17 protein-coding genes and 1 riboswitch are annotated in these 18,242 nt (G+C 40.7%); of the genes, 12 read left to right on the top strand and 5 right to left on the bottom strand.

The annotated features are described in order from the left end of the window. The first annotated feature begins 5 nt into the window (after positions 1-5). The 9 genes from NSQ36_RS15640 (at position 6) to NSQ36_RS15600 (ending at position 10,253) form a co-directional block, all read left to right on the top strand. Positions 6-2,105, top strand: a complete 2,100-nt coding sequence (locus NSQ36_RS15640; protein WP_050944136.1) for a heavy metal translocating P-type ATPase — start codon at positions 6-8, stop codon at positions 2,103-2,105. Positions 2,106-2,249: 144 nt separating this feature from the next. Continuing rightward, positions 2,250-2,936, top strand: coding sequence for a DsbA family protein (locus NSQ36_RS15635; RefSeq protein WP_050944130.1), 687 nt, complete (start codon positions 2,250-2,252; stop codon positions 2,934-2,936). Beyond that, on the top strand, positions 2,933-3,346 hold the full coding sequence (locus NSQ36_RS15630; RefSeq protein ID WP_284907332.1) for a disulfide oxidoreductase: 414 nt from the start codon (positions 2,933-2,935) through the stop codon (positions 3,344-3,346). The genes NSQ36_RS15635 and NSQ36_RS15630 overlap by 4 nt, the downstream gene beginning before the upstream one ends. 146 nt (positions 3,347-3,492) lie before the next feature. Then, complete coding sequence (locus tag NSQ36_RS15625) at positions 3,493-4,104, top strand: trimeric intracellular cation channel family protein (RefSeq protein ID WP_003212961.1); 612 nt, start codon at positions 3,493-3,495, stop codon at positions 4,102-4,104. Between the two features lie 322 nt (positions 4,105-4,426). After that, positions 4,427-6,442, top strand: a complete 2,016-nt coding sequence (locus tag NSQ36_RS15620; RefSeq protein ID WP_003212699.1) for a Na+/H+ antiporter — start codon at positions 4,427-4,429, stop codon at positions 6,440-6,442. 63 nt (positions 6,443-6,505) lie between these two features. Beyond that, the gene (locus NSQ36_RS15615) at positions 6,506-7,375 is read left to right on the top strand and encodes an ROK family protein (protein WP_339206064.1); all 870 of its coding nucleotides are present in this window, start codon (positions 6,506-6,508) and stop codon (positions 7,373-7,375) included. A 69-nt stretch (positions 7,376-7,444) separates the two neighbouring features. After that, positions 7,445-8,290: an aldo/keto reductase gene (locus tag NSQ36_RS15610; RefSeq protein WP_012011253.1), complete on the top strand. Its 846-nt coding sequence runs from the start codon at positions 7,445-7,447 to the stop codon at positions 8,288-8,290. Between the two features lie 363 nt (positions 8,291-8,653). Continuing rightward, entirely contained in the window at positions 8,654-9,316 is a 663-nt protein-coding gene (locus NSQ36_RS15605) for an ATP-binding cassette domain-containing protein (protein ID WP_339206062.1), read from the top strand. Then, positions 9,291-10,253: an ABC transporter permease gene (locus NSQ36_RS15600; RefSeq protein WP_339206060.1), complete on the top strand. Its 963-nt coding sequence runs from the start codon at positions 9,291-9,293 to the stop codon at positions 10,251-10,253. Before NSQ36_RS15605 ends, NSQ36_RS15600 begins: the two co-directional genes overlap by 26 nt. 30 nt (positions 10,254-10,283) lie before the next feature. Here NSQ36_RS15600 and modB read toward each other — a convergent pair whose 3' ends face one another. From modB to NSQ36_RS15580, 4 genes are all read right to left on the bottom strand, one after another. After that, positions 10,284-10,949 (bottom strand): molybdate ABC transporter permease subunit, encoded by a 666-nt coding sequence (gene modB, locus NSQ36_RS15595; RefSeq protein WP_050944123.1) that lies wholly within the window; start codon positions 10,947-10,949, stop codon positions 10,284-10,286. Then, complete coding sequence (gene modA / locus NSQ36_RS15590) at positions 10,949-11,725, bottom strand: molybdate ABC transporter substrate-binding protein (protein ID WP_310025304.1); 777 nt, start codon at positions 11,723-11,725, stop codon at positions 10,949-10,951. The genes modB and modA overlap by 1 nt, the downstream gene beginning before the upstream one ends. A gap of 151 nt (positions 11,726-11,876) precedes the next feature. After that, positions 11,877-13,727, bottom strand: a complete 1,851-nt coding sequence (locus tag NSQ36_RS15585; protein ID WP_050944122.1) for an LTA synthase family protein — start codon at positions 13,725-13,727, stop codon at positions 11,877-11,879. 124 nt (positions 13,728-13,851) lie between these two features. Continuing rightward, positions 13,852-14,343, bottom strand: a complete 492-nt coding sequence (locus tag NSQ36_RS15580; protein WP_050944121.1) for a metal-dependent hydrolase — start codon at positions 14,341-14,343, stop codon at positions 13,852-13,854. 171 nt (positions 14,344-14,514) lie between these two features. Here NSQ36_RS15580 and NSQ36_RS15575 point away from each other — a divergent pair, with 171 nt between their 5' ends. From NSQ36_RS15575 to NSQ36_RS15565, 3 genes are all read left to right on the top strand, one after another. Continuing rightward, positions 14,515-14,943 carry a MarR family transcriptional regulator gene (locus NSQ36_RS15575; protein WP_003213061.1) on the top strand — a complete coding sequence of 143 codons (429 nt, stop codon included), beginning with the start codon at positions 14,515-14,517 and terminating at the stop codon, positions 14,941-14,943. Positions 14,944-15,025: 82 nt separating this feature from the next. After that, positions 15,026-15,169: a small acid-soluble spore protein SspJ gene (gene sspJ, locus NSQ36_RS15570; protein WP_003213383.1), complete on the top strand. Its 144-nt coding sequence runs from the start codon at positions 15,026-15,028 to the stop codon at positions 15,167-15,169. 121 nt (positions 15,170-15,290) lie between these two features. Further along, positions 15,291-15,469: riboswitch (Lysine riboswitch) on the top strand. 193 nt (positions 15,470-15,662) lie between these two features. Continuing rightward, the gene (locus NSQ36_RS15565; RefSeq protein WP_050944120.1) at positions 15,663-17,069 is read left to right on the top strand and encodes an amino acid permease; all 1,407 of its coding nucleotides are present in this window, start codon (positions 15,663-15,665) and stop codon (positions 17,067-17,069) included. 35 nt (positions 17,070-17,104) lie between these two features. Here the strand turns inward: NSQ36_RS15565 and NSQ36_RS15560 are convergent, their stop codons facing one another. After that, entirely contained in the window at positions 17,105-18,043 is a 939-nt protein-coding gene (locus NSQ36_RS15560) for an iron-hydroxamate ABC transporter substrate-binding protein (protein WP_050944119.1), read from the bottom strand. Positions 18,044-18,242 lie beyond the last annotated feature (199 nt).

Genomic DNA, 18,242 nt, shown 5'->3' with positions numbered 1-18,242 from the left:
AGAACATGAAAAAGATGAAGGATGAATACGTATTAAGCGGTCTTGATTGCGGCAACTGTGCACGTAAAATAGAAACAGGAGTTAGCAAAATGGATGGAGTGGAAGCTTGCTCTGTTAACTTTGCGACAGGCACCTTGACTGTGACGCATGCAGATAAGCAAGAAACGATGACAAAGCGTATTGAAAAAACTGTTCAGTCCATTGAACCTCATGTGAGTGTATCACCGAAAGAAGAAGGACATCATCACGATCATGATCATGGGACAAAAAATTTAAAAACGATTGTGCTGAAATTAATTGGCGGTGCAGTCATTGGAACAGCCGCTTTCTTTATACCTGAAGATGGTGTATTAAAGTTCCTTATGTTCTTCGCAGCATATTTACTAGTCGGCGGTGATGTGGTTTTTAAAGCGCTGAAAAATATCGTGCGAGGCCAAGTATTTGATGAGAACTTTTTAATGACCATTGCAACAGTTGGCGCTTTTGTGATTCAGCAATATCCAGAGGCACTGGCAGTGATGCTCTTTTACCAAATTGGAGAGCTCTTCCAAGGGGCGGCAGTGAATCGTTCAAGACGTTCAATTAGTGAATTAATGAATATACGTCCAGAATACGCGAATCTAAAAGTCGGAAATGAAACGAAAAAAGTGAATCCAGAAGAAGTAAAAGCCGGTGACCGTATTGTCGTGAAGCCTGGTGAAAAAATTCCGCTAGATGGGCTCGTTATTGAGGGCTTCTCACTTGTTGATACATCCGCATTAACAGGGGAATCGGTGCCGCGGGATGTAGAAGCGGGAAAAGAAGTTCTTGCAGGATTTGTGAATCAAAACGGTATACTTGAAATTGAAGTCCAAAAAGAGTTAAGCGAATCGGCAGTGACGAAAATTTTAGATTTGGTTGAGAATGCAAGCAGCCGAAAAGCACAGACAGAAAATTTCATCACAAAGTTTGCAAAATATTATACACCGGCTGTCGTCGTGCTCGCCTTATTGCTTGCCTTTGTGCCGCCGCTTCTTATTCCATCAGCACAATTGTCTGACTGGGTATACCGGGCACTTGTCTTTCTCGTGATCTCTTGTCCTTGTGCTCTTGTTGTATCCATTCCATTAGGATTTTTCGGGGGAATTGGGGCAGCGTCTAAACGAGGCATCCTTGTCAAAGGCAGTAACTATTTAGAAGCATTGAATTCTGTGAAATATGCGGTATTTGATAAGACGGGCACGCTTACAAAAGGAAACTTTACAGTGACCAATATTGCCACAGCCAGTGACAGGTGGTCAGAAGAAGAGCTGCTTTCTTTTGCAGCACTAGCAGAAGCCCATTCCTCTCACCCTATTGCAGAATCGATTAAAGCGGCATATAGCTCACCGCTTGATGAAAGCCAGATCGAAGCATATGAGGATATCGCGGGACATGGAATTAAAGCGACCATCAGCGGATCTCACGTATTAGCCGGAAATCATCGCTTGATGGAGCGAGAAGACATTGCGTATGAAAAAGAAAAAAGAAGCGGAACCGTTGTGTACATGGCAATTAACGGTGAGTTTGCCGGATCAATCTTGATCGCAGATGAATTAAAGGACGATGCAATCGAAGCCGTTTCTGCTCTAAAGGCGTCTGGTATTCAAACCGTCATGCTCACTGGTGATGCTAAGCAAGTCGGAACGGCGGTCGCTAAGCAAATTGGCATTGATGAAGTACATGCAGAATTATTACCGCAGGACAAAGTAACGAAATTAGAAGAAATTGATCAGAAAAAAGCGCCTCAAGAAAAGCTATTATTTGTTGGGGACGGCATTAATGATACACCGGTATTAGCAAGAGCGGACATAGGAATTGCAATGGGCGGGCTTGGTTCAGATGCAGCTGTCGAAGCGGCTGATATCGTCATCATGACGGACCAGCCATCAAAGGTAGCAGAAGCCATCGCTGTCGCAAAACGAACAAGAAGGATTGTTTGGCAGAATATTGCATTTGCCCTTGGTGTCAAAGGCGTTTTCCTATTACTCGGAGCATTCGGAATTGCGACGATGTGGGAAGCCGTCTTCTCGGATGTCGGTGTCACCGTACTCGCTGTTTTAAATGCGATGAGGGTCATGAAATAAAATTGTAAGGAAAATTTCATGAATACCATCTTTCATAATGGACCCCCTCTTGTTAAAATAGAAGAAGTTGGATAATGGCGTTTTTCTAAGCTATTATCCTTTTTCTTTTTTAAAAGGAATGAAAAAGATAAGGTAGGTGCTTATGTGAGTAAGAAAAATAATCAATCTTCATCCATTAAATTTGCTGTCATTTTAACCATCATCGCAGCTCTTCTCATCGGTATATTTGTTGTGATTGGAAACAAGAACAGCCAAGAAGCACAAACAGTTGACAGTAAGCCTTCGATTAAAGGACAGCCTGTCATAGGAGACAAAGATGCAGCGGTGCAAATTGTCGAGTTTGGGGACTACAAATGTCCGTCATGTAAATCATTCGAAACAGACATTTTCCCAAAACTGAAAGCAGACTACATAGATAAAGGCGATGTATCATTTTCATTTATTAACTTGCCACTGCCTGTTCATGGAGATGGCGCAGTGTTAGCAGCACTAGCTTCTGAAGAAGTATGGAAAGAAGATCCAAAAAACTTCTGGGCATTCCATGAAGCTGTCTATCAAGCACAGCCAGATAGTGAAGCAGAATGGGTTACGCCTGCTAAGCTGACTGAATTAGCGAAAAAGACAACAAAAATTGATACGGACAAACTCAAAGATAACCTATCAAAGAAAACGTATCAGCCGCAGCTGAACACAGACGATCAGCTTGTGAACAAATACAAAGTGAATTCAACACCAACGATTTTCATTAACAATAAACAAGTCCAAAACTTCTATGACTATGATGAAATCAAAGAATTAATTGATCAAGAGCTTAAAGGGAAGAAATCATGAAGAATAAGCTTATTTACTTGTACAGTGCTTGGATTGTCTCGATCGTTGCGACGATGAGCAGCCTGTATTTAAGTGAAATCAAAAAGTTTATTCCATGCGATATGTGCTGGTTCCAGCGTATTTTCATGTACCCGCTCGTGCTTTTACTTGGAATTGCTACGTTCCGGGGTGATGTCAAAGTGAAGTATTACGTACTGCCATTAGCTGTAATCGGTGCTGGCTTTTCCATCTATCATTATATGGAACAAAAGATCCCAGGCTTTGCGTCGATTCGCCCTTGCCTCAGCGGTATTCCTTGTTCTGTTGATTATTTGAACTGGTTTGGTTTTATCACCATTCCGCTATTAGCACTTATTGCATTTATTCTGATTATCATCAGTATGCTGCTGTTAAATGCAAGAGAAGATTGAGAGATAGCCTGCTTTTTAGCGGGCTATTTTTTATTTTTGCAAAAAGATAAAATTTAAAGAAAATTTGTATTGCTTTTCGCTTATGTCAGATATACATTAAGGGAGTAGTGTTAGATGATCAGATCATGTAAGGAGATAAGCGGAAAATGGCATGGGAAGTCTTAAGTATCATTGGTATTATCGCGTTCGCCATTAGTGGTGCGATAGTGGCAATGGAGGAAGAGTACGATATTCTTGGTGTGTACATTTTAGGGATTGTGACAGCATTTGGCGGTGGAGCGATTCGGAATCTATTAATCGGTCTTCCGGTGTCTGCTTTATGGTCACAGGGCAAGATGTTTACCATTGCTCTTGTATCCATTACGATTGTGTTTCTTTTTCCAAAGCTTTTGCTCAAGCACTGGAGCACATGGGGGAATTTCTCGGATGCGATTGGCTTAGCAGCGTTTGCGATTCAAGGTGCATTATTTGCCGTGCAAAGAGAGCTTCCGCTCAGTGCGGTCATTGTGGCAGCCATTCTGACTGGAAGCGGTGGCGGAATTGTGCGTGATTTATTGGCAGGGCGAAAGCCGCTTGTGCTAAAAGCGGAGATTTACGCAGTCTGGGCAGCACTTGGCGGCTTACTCGTAGGACTCGGTTTAGCACAAGGAGAGATTGCTTTGTATTTGCTGTTTCTCATCCTCGTCGTATGCAGGGTTTGTTCCTACCTATTCAAATGGCGGCTTCCCGCTAGGTCTTATTTTTTAAATAAAGGGTAAAACGAGAAAAGAGCGATTTCGCTCTTTTTTTTGTGTTTGAAACGAGCTGGATGTCAGCAGGTAATGGAGTTTTCGTGTAAAATAAAAGCAGGGTCTTTTTGTTCATCATTGGAACAATACATATGATGAAAATTTTGTCAGCTGGCTGAATATCTGGATTCAGCCTTTTTTTGCCTAGATGGATTGTTATGTGTTGGTTTCACATTTTGCGGAATACTAAAGAAGCTTCTATGATCGGACGGATGAATCAACTCGAAATGAACACATCTTTGCATGTAAGCAAAACTTGACGAAAAAATTAAAATAGGAGGGACACGTACTAGTGGAGATTTTTTTGGCAGTGCTCGTACTACTTGCACTCATTGCATCATCTAATATTATCAATCGTTTTGTCCCCTTTATTCCAGTCCCGTTAATTCAAGTGGGCTTAGGAATACTGGTGGCAGCTTTTCCTTCAGGTTTACATATTTCTTTAAATCCTGAACTATTCTTCGTTTTATTCATTGCACCGCTGTTATTTAATGACGGGAAGCGTACCCCAAGGGACGAGCTGTGGAAATTAAGAGCGCCGATTCTTCTGTTAGCCCTAGGGTTAGTCTTTGCGACAGTCATTGTCGCGGGATATACCATTCATTGGATGATCCCAAGCATACCACTTCCAGCCGCATTTGCGCTTGCAGCGATTTTATCACCGACAGATGTGGTAGCAGTCAGTGCACTTTCCAGCCGTGTGAATATGCCAAAGGGCATCATGAGACTGCTGGAAGGCGAGGGATTGATGAACGATGCATCAGGACTTGTCGCCTTTAAATTTGCCATTGCAGCAACAGTAACTGGCGCTTTTTCAATTGCTGAGGCATCCTTTAGCTTTGTCCTGATTGCCGCAGGTGGTCTATTGACTGGATTTATTCTATCCTTTTTTATCATTCGTTTTCGCTATTTTCTCCGCCGTTTAGGAATGGACGATGTCACGATGCATATCATTCTGCAAATCCTTACACCATTTGTCATCTATTTAGCAGCTGAAGAAATTGGTGTATCCGGCATTTTAGCCGTTGTTGCTGGCGGTGTGACACATGCCATTGAGCAGGATCGAATGGAAGCAAATTTAGCCAAACTGCAAATTGCTTCATCAAACACATGGAATATTATTTTATTTATATTAAACGGACTTGTTTTCGTTATTCTTGGATTGCAGATTCCTGATGTATCGACAGTGATTTTCCAGGATGAAGCGTTTAATAATATGCAGGTCATCAGCTACATCTTAATCATCACGCTATGTCTCATGATCCTGAGATTCTTATGGGTATGGCTCTTCTGGGCAGGTAACTGGAGTGTAACGAAAAAGCAGAATGTGAAAAAACCGAAGCTGCGTGCTTCGATGCTGATGACATTCTCTGGTGTTCGTGGTGCTGTCACTTTAGCTGGTGCCTTCTCAATCCCATTTACGCTTGCGGACGGATCACCATTCCCCGAGCGGCATTTGATTATTTTCCTCGCAGCAGGCGTCATTTTATGTACACTCATTTTAGCTAGTGTATTATTGCCTCTTTTATCTGAGAAAAAAGACAAACAAATTGCCGTGGATTTGGATACAAAGGTTCAGCATGCGAAACGGAAGCTGCTGAGAAGTGCCATTAAAACCTTAAGAGAAGGAATGAATGAAGACAACAGGGAAGTGTCTCTAGCACTCATTAATGATTACCGAATGAAGCTGCGTAATATCCAGCGTGAGCCGTACCAATTCGGGATGAGAAGACAGGAACGAAAAATTAGATTGCATGGAATTAAAGCAGAACAAATGAAGCTTCAGCAATTAATTGATGAAGAGAAATTAGATAAAGAAGAAGCCTATGAGCTACAGGAGAGATTTCATGAGCTGGAAATGCTGTATTCAAACTCCTTCAAAATTCGTTTTTCAAAAGTGAAGTTCCTGCGCTTGCTTCAATGGCTCCAATTATGGCGACCGAATCAGCTCGTTTCCAGCGGTATTTTAGAAAACGAAGACTCGTACAAGCAAATCCGTAAGAAAACGGCAGAGGCTGCTGTGGACTCGATCAAACAGCATATGACCGATGAAAATAAACAAACATGTCACCAAGTGATTGGCTTTTACAACCAAGTCATTTATCGATGTGAACACGGTCCAAGCTTCTTTCAGCAAAAAGACCGTTCGTTTGACCGGAAGAAAAAAGAGCTTAACTTCCAAGCTGTACAGACGATTCGAAATGAAATTCAAACTTTGTATGAAAATGGTGAAATCAATCGTGATATTGCCCATCATCTAAGGGAGTATATCAATGATATGGAAGCTGTTCTCCTGACCAACACGTAATGTTGTTATCTTTTTCCCTATGTTTTATGATGAAGAAAGAGAACAAGCAGGGGGAGATCAATGATGGCGTATTATGGAGCAATTGAAGCTGGCGGTACAAAGTTTTGTTGTGCAATTGGCAATGAGCACGGGGACATTCTCGAAGAAATGACAATTCCTACAGAGCACCCAGAAAAAACATTACAAAAGCTCATGCCATTTTTCGAGCAGCATGACATTGAAGCATTAGGGGTCGGCTCCTTTGGACCGATTTGTGTCCAAAAGGACGACCCTTCTTACGGTTATATCATGAACACGCCGAAAGTAGAGTGGAAGCATTACCCGTTCATTCCAGAGCTAGAGAAGCAATTAGAAGTCCCAGTATCTTTTACAACAGATGTAAATGCGGCAGCCTTAGGTGAATTAACAAAAGGAGCAGCCAAAGGGCTGAATAGTTGTTTGTATATCACGGTCGGTACGGGTATCGGTGCTGGCGCTGTTGTAAAAAACGAGCTTCTTCATGGTCATTCGCACCCAGAAATGGGGCACATCCTTGTCAGGCAGCATGAATCAGACGTGTTTGAAGGAGTCTGCCCAGCGCATGGGACGTGTTTAGAAGGACTGGCAGCTGGACCAGCGATTGAGAAAAGATGGGGGAAATCTGCTAAAGAGCTTACTGAGGAAGAATCAGTTTGGGCACTTGAAGCCGATTATTTGGCGCAGGCGCTGATGCAGTACTCCCTCATTTTAAGCCCAGAGCGCATCATTATGGGCGGGGGTGTCATGAAGCAAAAACAACTGTTTCCATTAATTCGAGAGAAGCTTGCTGCTTATCTCAATGATTATGTAGACCTGCCGCCGCTTGATACATACATTGTCTCTCCTGGACTTGAGGACAAGGCCGGCATGACAGGTGCTTTGCTGTTAGCCATCGAAGCGAAGAAAAACGCCTGATAATAGAGTTTTAATGGACAACGTGAGATAATGAAAAAGATGGAATCTATGAAAAAGGTGGTTGTTAAAATGGTTAAAAGCTTGAATGATACCGTAACACTGAATAACGGAGTGGAAATGCCTTGGTTTGGTTTAGGTGTATTCAAAGTGGAGGACGGCAATCAAGTGGTAGATGCCGTAAAAGCAGCCATACGCAACGGATACCGCAGTATTGATACGGCTGCCGTTTATAAAAATGAGACAGGCGTAGGCAAAGCAATTAAAGAATCTGGCGTGAAACGAGAAGATTTGTTCATTACGTCTAAAGTATGGAATACGGATCAAGGCTATGACAAAGCGCTGGCTGCATTTGACGCAAGCTTGAATCGATTAGGTCTTGATTACTTAGACCTCTATTTGATTCATTGGCCTGGCCCAAATGCAGAAACATTTAAAGACACATGGCGTGCGCTTGAGAAGCTTTACAAGGATGGGAAAGTGAGAGCCATTGGCGTCAGCAACTTCTACATTCAGCATTTAGAAGAGCTGTTAAAAGATGCTGAAGTTGTTCCAGCCGTGAACCAAGTTGAATTTCATCCGAAACTGACACTTGTCGAACTGCGTCAATACGCAAAAGAAAAAGGCATTCAAATTGAAGCGTGGTCTCCGCTCATGCAAGGAAAGCTATTAGATCATGACGTATTAAAGGACATGGCTGCACGCTACAACAAATCTGTTGCACAGGTCATCCTGCGCTGGGATCTGCAAAGCGGTGTCGTGACGATTCCAAAATCAATCAACGAAGAACGCATTAAACAAAATGCAGATATTTTTGATTTCGAATTATCAAAGGAAGACATGGAAAAAATCGATGCATTAAACAATAACGAGCGTGTCGGCTCGAATCCAGAGACGATGACGGTTGGGTTTGAATGATAATGAAATAGAATAATGATAAGAACACCTTTCGATAGTCGTAGGAGTGATACACTTCTGTGACTAATGGAAAGGTGTTTTTTATTAATGAAGGACATTCTATGATTAAAAGCTATCTTGAAAACGAGCATATCTCCTTAAATCCATCTTAAATCATATGAATTTTATGGAATAATAAAGGGTCATATGGTAAATTTTGATTATAAATAAAAAGAGGCTAATTATATAAAAAAAGTCATTCTTGCTTTGTCGTTACCTTTGTGAGTAACTCTTTTAAAGATCGAGTTTGGGTTAATTTCACAATAATAAACGAGGCGCTTTTAATAACAATCTACAAAAAATAGTAAGAGGAGTTTTTGGAAAATGATCCATGTAAAAGGATTGACAAAAACATATCGACATCAGCCTGTATTTGAAGATTTACATATTCAAATAAAACATCAAAAAATAAATTTCATCATGGGGAAGAATGGATCTGGAAAAACAACTTTTATGAAATGCTTACTCCAGTTAGAACACTATGAAGGGGAAATCTTGTATAATCATCAGCCAATTGATCAAGTAAGAAATGAGATTCAGGTGATGTTTGATGATACTCCACTCTATTTAAATCTAAATGGCTATCAAAATTTACGTTTATTGTTAAATAGCCCTGTTGATCAAAAAAAGTGTGATGAACTGGCAAGAGAATACCTACCACATGAGATACTCAAAAAGAAGGTCAAACATTACTCCTATGGACAAAAAAAGAAGCTAAGTTTCATATTCATTGCCTTAACAAAACCAACTTATTTATTCTTAGATGAGATATCAAATGGATTAGATTATGGAACAATGATGGAGTTAAAAGCAATGATTAAGAAATGGTCTGAAGACATGACGATTATTGCTACAGGTCATCAGTTTGAATTTTATTCATCTATTGTGGATGAATTGTTTATTTTAAAAGACAAATCCATGATTCAAATCCATGACTTTCAGGAAAAAGGAGAGGATTTGGGTGACATCTATCAAGCATATTTATAAATTAATGAAAAAAGAGTTTTTATATCAATATTATGCCAAAGCATTTCTTATCTTGTTCATTCCATTAATGCTGATTTCGTTATGGAATGTATATGCTCAATATGAAACAACAAAATCCAACTATACCCAATATGTAAAAACAGAAAGTGAATACAAAGAGCTCGGGATTGATATTAAGAAGGCTTTGACGATGCCAGTCAACATAGAAGAAGGAGAACTAGCCGGAGCTGAGGGGGAAGTTGTAGAAAATGTCTTGAAATATGATTATGAGCAGTTTATTCATTCACTTCATTTGATGGAACCCACTCAAACGATTTCAACAACTTTAGAATGGATGGGATTTATCTTTTATCCTCTCGTATTTGGTTTATATGCTATTTATTTATCAACATATGATGTTAAATATAAAACGCTGAAAATAAAGGCAGTTCGATATGAGTGGAATGATGTATTGTTTTCTAAGCAATTATCTCTGTATGTCATCATTCTATTATTGATTCCTATTCTTTCTCTTATTTCTTATATAGCTAGCCATATCTTTTATTCTGCCATATCAAATGATATATCTGTTCAATTGTTTACATATCAAGATAGTACTGAACATTCTATATTGCTTCAATTCATGTTTGTTGTTTGTACTAGTTGGTTATTTAGTACAATTGTTTTTTATTTAGGCAGTTTAAGTCGAAGTTTTATTTTATCAGGGATCATCTATATGGTCTATTTTTTACTGATCCCTAACTTAGGTGTCTTTGATTTAAAAAACATGGTCGCCAACTTAGCTTTGCACCTTTTTTCGTTTAAAGGAAACTACCAATTATTTGAGCCTATTCCCATGAATATAACCACCATTCTGATTAGTATTTCATTGCTATTCTACCTGTCATCTTTGATGACTTATACTATTGTAAAACGTCAAAGTAAATATGTAGTCTAAATCCCCCTATTCTCATATAGAGGGATTTTTTTACGTACTACTTCTACGCACAGCCAAAAGCATAATAAAAGATAAGATCACAATACAAATCGTCCACGCCCAAGCAAGCTCCATGCGTCCAGAATCAATCGCCACATAAATAGCGGTTGGGAGTGTTTGGGTTTTTCCTGGGATGTTGCCGGCAAACATTAAGGTCGCTCCGAATTCACCAAGGGCTCTTGCAAAGCTAAGGATGCTGCCTGACAAGAGGGAAGGCAGGGCAAGTGGTACGGTGATATAGGCAAAGACTTGGAAGGAATGTGCACCATCTACTTTTGCAGCCCCTTCAATATCTGACTCAATTGTAGAAAAGCCCGCCTTTGCTGATTGATACATGAGCGGGAATGCCACGACTGTCGAAGCAATGACCGCCGCCCACCATGTGAAAATGACCGGCTGATGGAAGATCCATTCAATCGCGCCCCCTATTACACTATGCTTTCCGAATACGACGAGCAATAAAAAGCCAACGACTGTTGGCGGGAGAACGAGCGGCATCATCAGGAGCGTTTCCACAATCATTTTCCCTTTAAAAGTTGTTCGCGCCATCCAGAAGCCAATCGTTGTGCCAAAGACAGTGGCCAACAGCCCGCTGACGATAGCCACTTTCACGGACAGCCAAATGGGTGATAGAAAGTCTTCAGTCATCATAGGCATTACGACACTTGAAAGCCGTATTTCTTAAAAATGGATGTGGCTTTATCAGATTGAAGAAATTGAAAAAAGGCTTTGGCTTCCGTAAGATGATTTGTCCCTTTGACAATCCCTACTGGATATATAACCGGGGAGTGCATGTCCGAATTTGCTTCAGCTGCAATCTTTACTTTTTTAGAAACGAGGGCGTCTGTTTTATACACAACACCTGCTTCGACATTTCCAGTTTCAACGTAGCTTAAAACTTGCCGTACATCTTTGGCATAGACAGCATTCTTTTTCACTTGATCCCATATATTCAGTTTTGTGAAAATCTCTTTGCCATATGTACCAGCAGGAACCGATTCAGGTGTGCCAAGAGCGATCTTCCCTTTTACGTGCTGGACGTCTTGAAAGCTTTTAATAGAGGAAGAGCCATCTTTTGGCACAATAAGGACTAGCTCATTTTGTATGGCGTCCTTGATATATTCTCGGTCAATGTCTCCAGATTGAACAAGTTCATCGAAGGGCTCTTCAGCTGCTGAGAAAAAGAGATCCGCTTTTGCTCCTTGAGCGATTTGCTGCTTCAATGCGCCGGATGATCCGAAGTTATTCGTTAATGTCACATGTGGATGCTGTTTGTGAAAGGAGGCTTCAATTTCCTTTAGTGCATCCTGAAGACTTGCCGCTGCTGAAATCACAAGCTCTGTTTTTTTATTCGAATTAGATGGCTTCATCTCTGTTTGGCATCCACTCAGAAGCAAACATATGAAGATGAAGGCTAAGAATATATACTTCATGTTCACACCTCTTATCATTCAATATCATGTAGTTCCCTTTATTATAAGCAAACTTATTTGAGCATTCATAGGCTTTCAATAAAAAGAGAAAAGAAAAAGCCGCCAAATGGCGACTTTCAGCGTGACGACTAAGGAGATCGTTTTATCCTGTTTACTGCTGATAAAAACGCAGCAAATTCCCATTGATCACCTTGTCTGATAAGGAGAGCTCTTTATTGGCTTTTTCGATATAAGGCTGACATACCTCATCCTGCTTCACGGGTTCTTTTGTTTTTTGATCATAGCAGGTGTTTTTTGTATAGAGATAATCATCTGTAATAAAGTTACCGTTTCTCAATACAGCGAAAGGCGTCCGTTCATTTGAAAATAAATCATTGCCGAATTGAATGGAATCCTTCGTTTCAATCCCTAGTAAGTGAAGAAGTGTCGGCTTGACGTCCATTTGACCAGCTGTTTCAGAAATCGTCTGCGGTGCTTGGTCCGTGACACCAGGAATGTAAATCAAAAACGGAACACGCTGCAGTTTGACAGCATCAAACGGTGTGATTTCCTCTTGATCGAGCAGCTGTGCCATTGCCTCATGATGTGCCTCAGAGATGCCATAGTGGTCACCCATGAGGACAAACATCGTATTGTCATACAATCCTTCTTCTTTCATACGGTCAAAAAACAACTTAATCGCTTCATCTTGATAGCGGACGGTCGTCACATAGCGGTTTAAGATGGTACTGGACGAATCATATTCATCAATAAACTGATCCTTCGGGTCAATTTCAAATGGAAAATGATTGGTCAAAGTAATGAACGTACTGTAATAAGGCTGCTTCAACTTTTTTAAATAATCAATGGATTGATCAAAGAAGTCGATATCCTTTAAGCCCCAGCCAGTGGAATTCCGTTCATTGACATGATATGAATCGACATCATAAAAACGATCAATTCCTAGAGATTCATACATTACATCACGATTCCAAAACGTTTTATTATTCGCATGAAATTGGACGGATTGATAGTTTTCCTTTTTCAACTGCTTGTATAACGTATCATATTCATTATCACTCGCTGTGAAAAAGACAGCGCCGCTGCTAGAAGGGTAGAGGGAATTCGCGACAATAAACTCTGAATCGGACGTCTTCCCCTGTTCTGTCTGCTGATAAAATTCATCAAAATAAAAACTCTTTTTAGCCAATTGATTTAAAAAGGGAGTGATATATTGTCCATTTACCTTTTGATTCATGACAAATTGCTGCGTCGATTCAAGTGAAATGAACACAACGTTCTTGCCTTTAGCAAGTCCGAAGTACTCTTCGTTTGGTGCGCTGTAATCAGCCTTTGTGTAGTTTGCTACAGTAGAAAGCGTATCTTCATCTGCAAAAGCCTTTTGTCCAATGCGTGCCGTTTGGGCAGCACCGTCGTAAAGATGGAATTGGAACAGCCCGAGGTTTCTGACAATGACTTCACGATCATAAGAGCTTGTCAGAAATCGAGGGTGATCCATCATAGCTGAGCTGACATGAAACAATAGGAAGCTGCAGCAGATCGCATAATATGTTTTGATCGTCTTGTATGACGCTTTTGGGGCTAATGGTTTGCGCTTGAGCAGCCAAGCAAGTACGACAAAATCAACGAGCATCAGCACAAAGAGCGGGTGGAATAATTCCGTCATACTGCTTCCCATATCTCCCATGTTCTTCGCTTGGAATAGCACGGGAATGGTAATGAAATCAATGTAAAAACCATAAAAGATCGTATTCGATATAAGAATCGCCGTAAGAATAAAATTTGCAGTCAATAAAAAAACCTTTTGTTTGGTTTCATTTAAAAAAAGAGCTATCCCAAACAAAGGGAGTAGAAAGCTAAGTGGATTGATCAAAAGCAGCCATTCATGAAACAGATTGGCCGTTCGTATGTGAAAACCTAGTTGATAAATGATGTATGTTTTCATCCACATGAAGAGGATGGAATACACTAAAAACCAGTGATTTTTGAAAAACGCTTTCATTTATGTATCTCCTCATCATTCTGTATTCAGCTTCAAGGCAAAAACACTTATCTTAAACCTACTAAAAAAATGAGGAATGATCAATTCATATCTTATCTTTTTCGCAAAACTCTTTTTTATTCTGTTAGAACTGGATGGGGATAGATATGCCGCAGATGACGGCGATGTAATAGCAGGTGACGACAGTGAGAGCAGCTAGTACGACTTGTTCTCCTGTGCTGCCTGTTTTGACATAGAAGGGGAGACGCACTTTAATGGAAGCTGGAAATAAAAATTTAATGCCGTTCACTGTTCCAGCATCAAGGATAAGGTGGCTCGCCATTCCAACTAGTAAACCGATACTTAGGCTGTCATTTGGAATGTATGTTGTCGCAAGAAAATAAATGATCAGCAGAAATAATAAACTGTGAGTGAACGTGCGATGACCGAATACGCTGCTGATCAGTGCCGAGAGCAGCGGAAATTTTCTACCGATTTTACTTTTTGTATGGCAAAGATCGGGGATCAAAGCACCTGCTGATCCAGCTGCAGCCATGATGACTGGGTCGAATCCGTAGTAGTAGGCGACGGCTGTTGAGGCGGCGATTCCGCCCATAATGTGTGTTTTTCCTGTCATGATGCGTACTCCTGTTCTGTTTTTTGTTCAAGTCCTCACTATATCAAGGGTGAATTCATTCAGCAAGACTTATTTCTAAAGAAAAAGAGGGCAAAAGGGTTGGCTGATTGGAAAAACATTCTATAATAAGGGGGAAGTCATGTTGATACTAACGATAAGGATGCGATTCGGATGGGTAATGCAGACATTTTAAAAGAAATTGTTCTTGTACATTATGAAGTCAGCCGTAAATTAAACCGCAAGTTACTTGAGTTAGAAAAAGACATCACGCCTCCGCAGATATATGCTCTTTCTATTTTGATACAAGGCAAAGTATCACATGCCGAAGAGCTGAAACAAAGACTCTCTTTAAACCCAGGTGCAGCCTCCATTGCACTCAATAAATTATGTGAGCAGGGCTATATTCAGAGAGAACGGGACAAAGACGACCCCTCGCTCGTCCGATTAGAAGCCACCGAAAAAGGGCAGGTGATTTATGAAAAGCACACACGTCTTTTCGGAAAGGTGATTCAGCATATGATGTCAGACTTCACAAAGGAAGACTTAAAGACCTATTTGACGTATCTGCAAAAAATGAGACAGACCTTTCATGATGATTGAGCCTTTCCACTTTGTATAATGCGGCGCACTGTAGCACAAATTAAACAGGCAACCGCATTTTATGAAAAGGGAGGAAACAGCGATGTCATTTTTCCAAAAGGATAAAAAGGCGAAAAGCGAGAAAGACCACAAGCAAGTAGATCAGCTGTTAGAAGAAGCAAGCAAAGAGCTAGCAGGCGATCCGCTTCAGGAAGCTGTACAAAAGAAGAAAAACAACGATCAATAAACAGGTATAGGGCAGAGAAAAGGATCTCTGCCCTTTTTCTATGTTTTTCCCTTTGACAGATGTAAGAATGTTTGATAACCTTCGTGTAGTAAAAATGAATAGAAATCCTCACGCTATGTCTCAGTGAGGTAGAGGTTGCGCGGATGATGAGTCACTCATGGGAGAGATGGAATCGAAGAACATGAGAAAAAAGGCATCAGCGCCGAAGTGTAGAGAGAGCTCCAACTTTCTTTATGCTGGGTCTGCATTGAATAAATGCAGGACTGCCACGTCTTTGAAGCGTGGAGGGCTATCCGGAGATCAAGGTGTATGTTTTGAAAAGCATGGACTGTTGTTCAGGCTTTTTTTTATGTTCTGAGTACCGAAGATAAGGGTATGCTGTTAAGAAAGTGGACCCATGAGGAACATAAAGAATACAAGTCATTGCTTCACAAATATATCAATGAAGATACTGCCGGGTCTGGTCCGAAGTGAATATAACGGAGGTACGGAAATGGAACAGACAAAAAAATGGGGTTTTTGGTTATTGACGGCTTTTGTCGTCGGAAATATGGTAGGTTCAGGCATCTTTATGCTGCCAAGTACGCTTGCCCAGCATGCGAGTCCTTTAGGTGTGACGATGGCATGGCTTGTCACAGGTGGCGGTGTGCTGATGATTGCACTTGTTTTTGGGCATTTGTCCATTCATAAGCCGCAGCTAACGGCAGGACCACAAAGTTATGCAAGAGCACTTTTTAACGATCCGAAAAAGGGGAAAGCGGCCGGTTTTACAATGGTTTGGGGATATTGGGTAGCAAGCTGGATTAGTAATGTCGCAATTATTACGAGTCTTGCCGGTTATTTAACGACATTTTTCCCAATTCTCACAGTGAAGACGGAGATTTTCACCTTTGGTAAAGAAGCGATCACACTTGGTCAGCTGACAACGTTTATTGTATGTACCATTCTTCTTTGGGGAACACATACGATCTTAATTACAAGCTTAAGTGCTGCAAGTAAATTAAACTTTATTACGACCTTTTCAAAGGTACTTGGATTCGTCCTTTTTATTGTTGCGGGATTATTTGCATTCCAAACGGCATTATTTGAACATTATTACTTCCCAGTTGCAGCAGAAGGCGAAGGAATGCTCGGACTTGGAGGCCAAATTCATCATGCGGCCATTTCCACTCTATGGGCATTTATTGGCATCGAATCTGCTGTCATTTTATCAGGAAGAGCGTCCTCGCAGCGCGATGTGAAACGTGCAACGATTACAGGTCTTTTAATTGCTCTTTCTATCTACATGATTATTACTTTGATTACAATGGGCGTCCTGCCGCACGATCAGTTGCAAGGCTCAGATAAACCATTCGTTGACGTGCTTCAGCTCATTATAGGACCGGCTGGTGGAATTGTGATGGCATTGCTTGCGATTATTTGTTTATTTGGCTCGATGCTTGGCTGGATCTTACTTGGTTCAGAAGTACCATACCAAGCAGCAAAGGCTGGCGATTTCCCGGCAGTATTTGCAAAAACAAACAAAAAAGGCAGTCCTGTTTTTGCTTTAACGGTTACAAATATCATGTCACAGCTGTTTATTTTCTCAGTGATGTCTCGTACGATTAATGAAGCTTTTACCTTTTTAACGACATCAGCGACACTTGCGTATCTCATTCCGTATATTGTGTCTTCGATCTATAGCTTTAAAGTCATCATGCAAGGTGACACGTATGATCTTCAAAAAGGGAAGCGAACAAGAGACGGAATCATTGCGCTTGTTGCGATGGGGTATTCCGCTTGGGTGATTATTTCAGGAACAGCTGATTTGAAAACATTTGGACTTGGCATCGGTCTGTTCTTAGTAGGTATTTTGCTTTATCCATTCATGTCAAAAGGATTTGCCAAAGGAACGGAATAAGGGAAACGTTTCTCCACATATGGAGAAACGTTTTTTTATGATGCAGATGTTAATCGGTCCACAATAAACTCAAGCTGTCCTTCTAATGAAACTGGGTCATTAAAGAAGTAACCGACAGGGTCGATTTCAAATACGTGTTTATTTTGTACAGCAGGAAGTGATGCCCAAATGCTGCTTTCATACACCTGGTCTCCTTTACTTTTTGACCCGCTCCATGGACTAGTGAAAATATAGTCGCCTGCGTATTCTGGCAGCTTTTCAAGGGAAATGTTTGCATAGCCGACGCCGCTGTCGATGGCATCTTTTTTAACTGCCTTTGGCGCACGTAATTTCAGCTCATCATAAATAATTTCGCCTCCGCGTGCAAAGGTGTTTCCAAAGATATAGATCCCTTTATCAAAAGGTGACACGATTGAAACGGTTTTGCTGCCGACCGCTTTTGTTACTTTAGGCTTTACCTCAGCTATTTTTGTATCCCATTTTGTGATCCATTCTGCTGCTTTTTTCGGTGTACCTGTCATTTTACCGAATTCTTTTAGTTGATCTTTAAAGGAATATTGATTGTATTTAATGGCAACGGTTGGCGCAATTTTTTTGTATTGATCAAATTTCTCGTCTTCTCCCCAAGCAATAATCATATCTGGCTTCAAAGCGGCGACCTTTTCGACAGAAGGGGTTGTTCCAAGGTTTTTGACACCATCCGTTTTGCCTTTATAGAAAGGGTTTTTAAAGATGGGTGCCGTTGCAGCAATTGGCGTCTTGCCAAGTGTCACGAGGTCACCGTAGTAGCTTTCTGCCAGAAGCACAATTCGTTTTGGATCTTTAGGGAGTTTGACTTCACCTTTTACATCCTGATAGGTGATTGTGTCATCCTGGTTGGCACCAGATTTTTTATTTGAAGTGCTGCCGCAAGCAGCTGTAAAAAGCATGAGAATGGCTAAGGATATCAAAAGAAATCCAGATCGGTTTTTCACAAAGATTCTCTCCTATTCACTTTCTTGTGATAATGATTCTCAATTTCAATTGTATCGTAACATGATGGGATGAAAAATGCATCGTCTATTTTAGGGCCTAAAGAAAAATGGTAAATTTCTCACGGTTTTTTGATGAAAATAAAGAAAATGTTCAGAACAATGATTTCAAAAAGAAAAGAAAGTGATATACTAGACTTCG

The sequence above is a fragment of the Bacillus sp. FSL W8-1143 genome (assembly GCF_037965155.1).
Taxonomy (GTDB): Bacteria; Bacillota; Bacilli; order Bacillales; family Bacillaceae; genus Bacillus; species Bacillus pumilus.
Note: the sequence above shows the minus strand (reverse complement) of the source record. Positions and strands in the feature narration are given on the sequence as shown.